We start from the raw sequence: 5524 nt of genomic DNA, 5'->3' as shown, positions 1-5524 counted from the left end.
GCGTACTCGCGGCCCTCGGCCCGTAGCAGGTCGAGCGCGCCGACGGAGTCGAGGGCCTGGCGGTGCTCGGCGCGAATGCCGGAGGTCATGACGACGATGCCGCGGCGGTCGAGCTTCTCCACCGCGTCCTTGAGGACCAGCGCGCCCGTGGCGTCGATCGTCGAGACCCGGGACATCCGCAGGATGACGACGCGAACGTCCGCGATGTCGGTCAGCTCCAGCAGGAAGCGGTGCGCGCCGGCGAAGAACAGGGGCCCTTCGAGGCGGTACTTGACGATGTGTTCGGCGAGCAGCGAGTGCTCCTCGTCGGTGTGGTCGCCGGGCAGGTGGGCGCGGAAGGAGACCTGGTCGAGCCGCGCGTGCCGGGCCACCGCGCGCAGCGCGAGGGCGCCGGCGACGAGCAGGCCGATGATCACCGCGTAGACGAGGTCGAGGGCGAGGGTGGCGCCGGCCGTGAGCACCAGCACGGCGGCGTCGGAGCGCGTGGCGCGGGCCATGGCGCGCAGCGAGGCGACCTCCACCATGCGTACGGCGGTGGCGAGCAGCACCCCGGCGAGGGCGGCGAGGGGGATCTTCGACACCAGCGGCGCGGCGGCGAAGACGATCACGGCGAGGATCGCGGCGTGGGTGAGGGAGGCGAGCCGGGAGCGGGCACCGGTGCGGACGTTGACGGCGGTACGGGCGATGGCACCGGTCGCGGGTACGCCGCCGAAGAGGGGCGCGGCGATGTTGGCCAGCCCCTGCCCGAAGAGTTCCTTGTCCGGGTCGTGCTTCTGAGCCGCGGGCGTGGCGGTGCCGTCGGGGCCCTGCTTCCGGCCGGCCGTCATGCCGTCCGCGACCTGCGCGGACAGCAGCGACTCCAGCGCGGCCAGGGCGGCGACGGCGACGGCGGGCGCGAGGAGGCTGCCGAGGTCGCCCGGTTCGAGGAAGGAGAGGGACGGGGCCGGGAGGCCGGCGGGCAGCTCGCCGATGGGCTTCGCGCCGGTGAGGCCGAACACCTGCGCCGCGAGGGTGGCGGCGACGACGGCGACGATGGAGAACGGGATCGCGGGCCGCCAGCGGGCCCCGGCGAGCATGACCGCGACGACGCCCGCGGTGAGGGAGGCGGCGGTCCAGTCGGGGGCGGCGGCGAACTCCTCCAGCGCCCGCCAGGTCACGGTGAGGACGCGCTCGCCTTCCGGCTTCTCGACGCCGAGGGCGTTGGGCATCTGCTGGAGGGCGATCACGCACGCGATGCCGAGGGTGAAGCCCTCGACGACGGGCGCCGGTACGTACTGCATGTACCGCCCCGCACGCGCCACCGCGAGCCCCACCAGCATGACCCCCGCGATCAGCCCGACGGCCAGCACCCCGCCGGGCCCGTACTCCGCGACGATCGGCACGAGGACGACGGTCATGGCCCCGGTCGGCCCGGAGACCTGAAGGTTCGACCCCCCGAAGAACGCGGCCACGGCCCCCGCCACGACGGCGGTGGCCAGCCCGGCCTCCGCGCCGAGCCCGGAGGAGACCCCGAACCCGAGCGCGAGGGGCAGCGCGACGATCGCCACCGTCAGCCCGGCGAGCAGATCACGCCGCGGATCACGCCTCATCGCCGCGAACTCGGCACGCGCAGGCAGCAACGCACGAACCGGGCCCCAGGCCCGGGCCAGAAGTGTGCTCACCGCGCCTCGGCCTCCGCTTCCCGCAACTCGGCGAGAAGCTCGTTCTGCCCGGCGAGCATCTCGGTGAGGATGCGCCGGGCGGCACGCATCAACTCGGCGACGTCGCCACCGGCGAGGGCGTACACAACGGTGGAGCCTTCGCGGGTGGCGGTGACGATGCCGGAGCGGCGGAGCACGGCGAGTTGCTGGGAGAGGGCGGGGGCTTCTATGCCGCCGACTTGGGTGAGGAGGTCGCGGACGGCCATGGGGCCGTCTTGGAGGAGTTCGAGGACGCGGATGCGGACGGGGTGGCCGAGCATGCGGAACAGGTCGGCTTTGGCTTGGTAGAGCGGGACCTGCACGTGAACTGACTCCAAGTGATCGCGACGACGACTACATGATGTAGGAAATTGCAGAGTAATGCAATTTCCGAAGTGGGGGTGGGGATGGGTGCGGGGTGCGGTGGGGGTGGTGTGCGGTCGGTGTGGGGCGGAGGCGGCCTGCGGGGGCCGGTTCACCCAACCCCTGCACTCCAGCCCCTCACACCCGCCCAAGGGTAGGCGCCTGCTCTGACAACGAACCCGGGTCACCGGCGCGGTCGGCCGGTCAGGCGTGGGGTTGGGTCGGTGTCGTATCTACGGAGGCGGTGCCGTGCGGACGGGGGCGGACCACCGGCAGTTGGGGCCGCCCCGATCGGCGACGCGCCCCAGCGCCGGGGGCCGGATCGCCGGAGTCGCATCAACTCCGATCGCCGAGCGGCCCGGGGTGGGTTGGCTGGGTGGGGGTGGGTGGGCGAAAGTCTGGTCTGGTGGGTGATTTGGGGTGGTTTTGGGGGTGGGTTACCGCGAGTTCGTACCCTCTGGGTGCGTACCGCATCAGCGTCAGGCCCCGCAGCCGCAGTACCTCCCCCGCCGTCTCCCTGTCGTGCTGTTCCGCCGCCAGGAGCAGGGGGAGGTCCGCGCTCGTGAACGGTCGCTCCCGGGCCTCCGGTACCCGGGCTCTCGCCCCCACCGCGCCGATGACCACCAGCCCCGCCGGGCCCGCGGTCAGGTCCGGGACGTCCGCGATGCCGAGGCGCCCAGGGAGAGCTGGAGCGCTCCCGGTATCGCGTACGTGAGGACGTCGAAGATTCCGAACGCGAAAGGCATTGTCCTCCTACGTGGCCGGCTCCCGCGGATCCGCTACGCCGACTCCCGTACCACCAGCTCCGGTTCGAAGATCACCGACTCCGGCGGTGCCTCCGGCGACTCCAGTGCCGTCAGCAGCAGCCGTACCATCTCGCCCGCCATCTCCTCCACAGGCTGCCGCACCGTCGTCAGCTCCGGCCGCGTCGCCGTCGCCGCGCTGCTGTCGTCGAAGCCGACCACCGCCACGTCCTGCGGCACCCGCCGGCCCTGCTCCCGCAGGACCTGCACCGCCGCCCGTGCCATCAGGTCGTTCGCCGCGAAGACGCCGTCCAGGTCGGGGTGTTCGCGCAGCAGCCTGGTCATGGACTGCTCGCCGGCGGCCGCCGTGAAGTTGCCCTCCGCGCAGGGTACGTACGCGTGGCCGCGGCGGGCCATCGCCTGGTTGAAGCCGTCCAGGCGCTCCTGGCCCGCGAGTACGTCCAGGGGGCCGCATATCGTCACCGGGCGGCGGCAGCCGCGGGCCAGCAGGTGTTCGGCGGCCAGGCGGGCGCCGTCGCGGTGGGCCAGGTCGACGTAGCCGGCGGGGACGGGGCGGGCCGGGCGGGCGAACAGCACCGTCGCCACCCCCGCGGCGGTGAGCATCCCCGGCAGCGGGTCCTCGCCGTGGGTGGAGACCAGCAGCGCGCCGTCCGCGATGCCCTGGCGGAGGTGGGCGACGACCTGTTCGCGGGCGTCCGCCGTCTCGGCGAGCATCAGCATCGGGTGCATGCCGCGCGGGCGCAGCGCGCCCATCACGCCGTCGACGACGCGGCCGAAGAAGGGGTCGGAGAAGACGTAGCGCCGGTACGCGGCCTCGTCGCCGCCCTCGCCGGCGCCGGAGATCACCAGGCCGACCGCGCCCGTGCGCCGGGTGACGAGGGAGCGGGCCGCGCTGTTGGGCGCGTAGCCCGTGGTGCGGACGGCCGCGCGTACGGTCTCCTGGATCGCGGGGTCGACGTTCCGGGTGCCGTTGATCACGCGCGAGACCGTGGCCCGGGACACTCCGGCGACCCGGGCCACGTCCTCCAGCGTCGGCGGTCTGCCCATACGCGCCTTTATAGCACGCGCCGGAAACCGCTCTCCGACGGTTGTTCGGTCAGCTGTACACGCCGAACTCGTAGAGCGAGTACCCGTATCCGGTGCCCCGCGCGGTGCCGTTCATCCGCACGTAGCGGCCGGTTCCGGAGACCTCCAGGCTGTCGATCCCGCCGTTGCCCTCGGCGGTCTCGTACACCGTCTGCCAGTTCTGCCCGTCGTCCGAGACCTGGATCGCGTACGACCTGGCGAAGGCGCCCTCCCACGCGAGCTGGACGTGGTCGAACGCCGTCCGCTCGCCGAGGTCCACGCTCAGCCACTGCGGGTCGGTCCACGAGCTGGCCCAGCGCGTGTCGTAGCTCCCGTCCGTGGCGTCGCCCGCCTCGCAGGGGCAGCCGCCGTAGGCGTCGGTCTGCTCGGTGGACGCCGTGGACGGCTTGCCCTGGGCGACGTTGGTGCCGTCGACCGGCGGCGGGACGACCTTCGCCGACAGCGTCTCGATGCCCACGTTGCCCTTGCCGTCCGCCGCGCGCAGGTACACCTTCCACACGCCGAGCTTGTCGGGCGCCGTCACCGCGAACGTCCCGTCGCCCGTCTGCCGGAACTGCGCCGGCCGCAGCGCCTTGTCCTGGTCGACGTAGTTGCTGTTGACGAGGACCTCGTACGTGAGCTGGTCGCCGTCCGGGTCCGCGACGTCCGCGGAGAGCGTGAACTCCCGCCCCGCCGGCACCGCGCCCGGGTTCTCCGCGGCCAGGCCGGAGATCACCGGCGGGGTGTTGTCGCCGCCCGTGTCGCCGCCGTACGCCTCCTTGACCGCGTAGTACGACAGCCGCCGCTGCTTGTCCGGGGTGAGGTTGAACCACACGCCGCCGAAGTCGTTCTCGGTGCCGTAGTGGAAGAGGGTGGCGCCGAGCGAGACGCCCTGGTGGCCGGTGACGCAGTCCCACGCGCGGCCGTAGCCCTCGGCCTTCGCGACGTCCGACGGCTCCTCGGGCACGCCGTTGGCGTCGTCCTCGACCTCCCACTCGCCGGGCGGGCCGCCTTCGGTGACGATGTACGGCTTGTCGTAGCCGCCGGCCTCCCAGGCGGCGCGCACGTCGCAGACGGCCGCGTACGAGTTGACGGCGTACAGGTCGAGGTCGGGGGCGTTCTTCTTGTAGTACGGCCAGGCGCCGACCCAGGCGTCGGTCGAGGTCACGGGGTGGTTCGGGTCCACCTCGTGGATCTTCTCCGCGACGTCGTCGACGAAGCCGGTGTACGCGTCGCGCTGGCGCTCCAGCTCCGCGCCCTCGTAGCAGTTCTGCAGCCCGAGGACCGACTCGTTGCCGACGTTCCACATCAGCACCCCGGAGTGGTCCTTGTACTCCTCGACCCAGCGGGGGAACTCGGCGAGCATGTCGTTCTTGTACGCGGTGTCCGTGACGTAGTCGACGCAGCCGCCGCTGCCCGGGCCGCCGCCGGGCTGGAGCCAGAAGCCGGCGATGACCTTGACGCCGTTGGCGGCGGCGGCGTCGAGCAGCGGGCGGGTGGTGGCGTCGGTGCCCCAGGTACGTACCGTGTTGGCGCCCAGGGACGCGACGTCGGGCATGTAGTCGGCGGCCTCGGCGACGGGCGGGCCCCAGGTCAGGCCCTTGACGGTGTACGGCTGGCCGTCGACGGTGAGCTGCCAGTCGCCCTGCGAGC

General features: G+C 72.8%; 4 protein-coding genes. All 4 read right to left on the bottom strand.

Features of this window, described 5'->3' with window-relative positions:
- A partial coding sequence (locus H5J30_RS15880) for a SulP family inorganic anion transporter (RefSeq protein WP_181788088.1) occupies positions 1-1661 on the bottom strand: 1661 nt, incomplete at its 3' end.
- A complete protein-coding gene (locus H5J30_RS15875; protein WP_181788087.1) occupies positions 1658-2002 on the bottom strand; it encodes an ArsR/SmtB family transcription factor in 345 nt (114 codons plus the stop codon). The genes H5J30_RS15875 and H5J30_RS15880, both read right to left, overlap by 4 nt.
- Before the next feature lie 819 nt (positions 2003-2821).
- Positions 2822-3853 carry a LacI family DNA-binding transcriptional regulator gene (locus tag H5J30_RS15870; protein WP_181788086.1) on the bottom strand — a complete coding sequence of 344 codons (1032 nt, stop codon included), beginning with the start codon at positions 3851-3853 and terminating at the stop codon, positions 2822-2824.
- Between the two features lie 49 nt (positions 3854-3902).
- Positions 3903-5524, bottom strand: a 1622-nt coding sequence (locus tag H5J30_RS15865; protein ID WP_181788085.1) for a discoidin domain-containing protein, incomplete at its 5' end; no start/stop codon positions are given.

Origin of the sequence: Streptomyces phytophilus, assembly GCF_013870535.1 — a bacterium.
Lineage (GTDB): Bacteria > Actinomycetota > Actinomycetes > Streptomycetales > Streptomycetaceae > Streptomyces > Streptomyces phytophilus.
The sequence above is the reverse complement of the archived record's forward strand: the minus strand, read 5'-3'. Positions and strand labels throughout refer to the sequence as shown.

Excerpts from the sequence above, each read along its gene's own strand:
- H5J30_RS15870 (WP_181788086.1), bottom strand. The coding sequence starts at position 3,853 with ATGGGCAGACCGCCGACGCTGGAGGACGTGGCCCGGGTCGCCGGAGTG.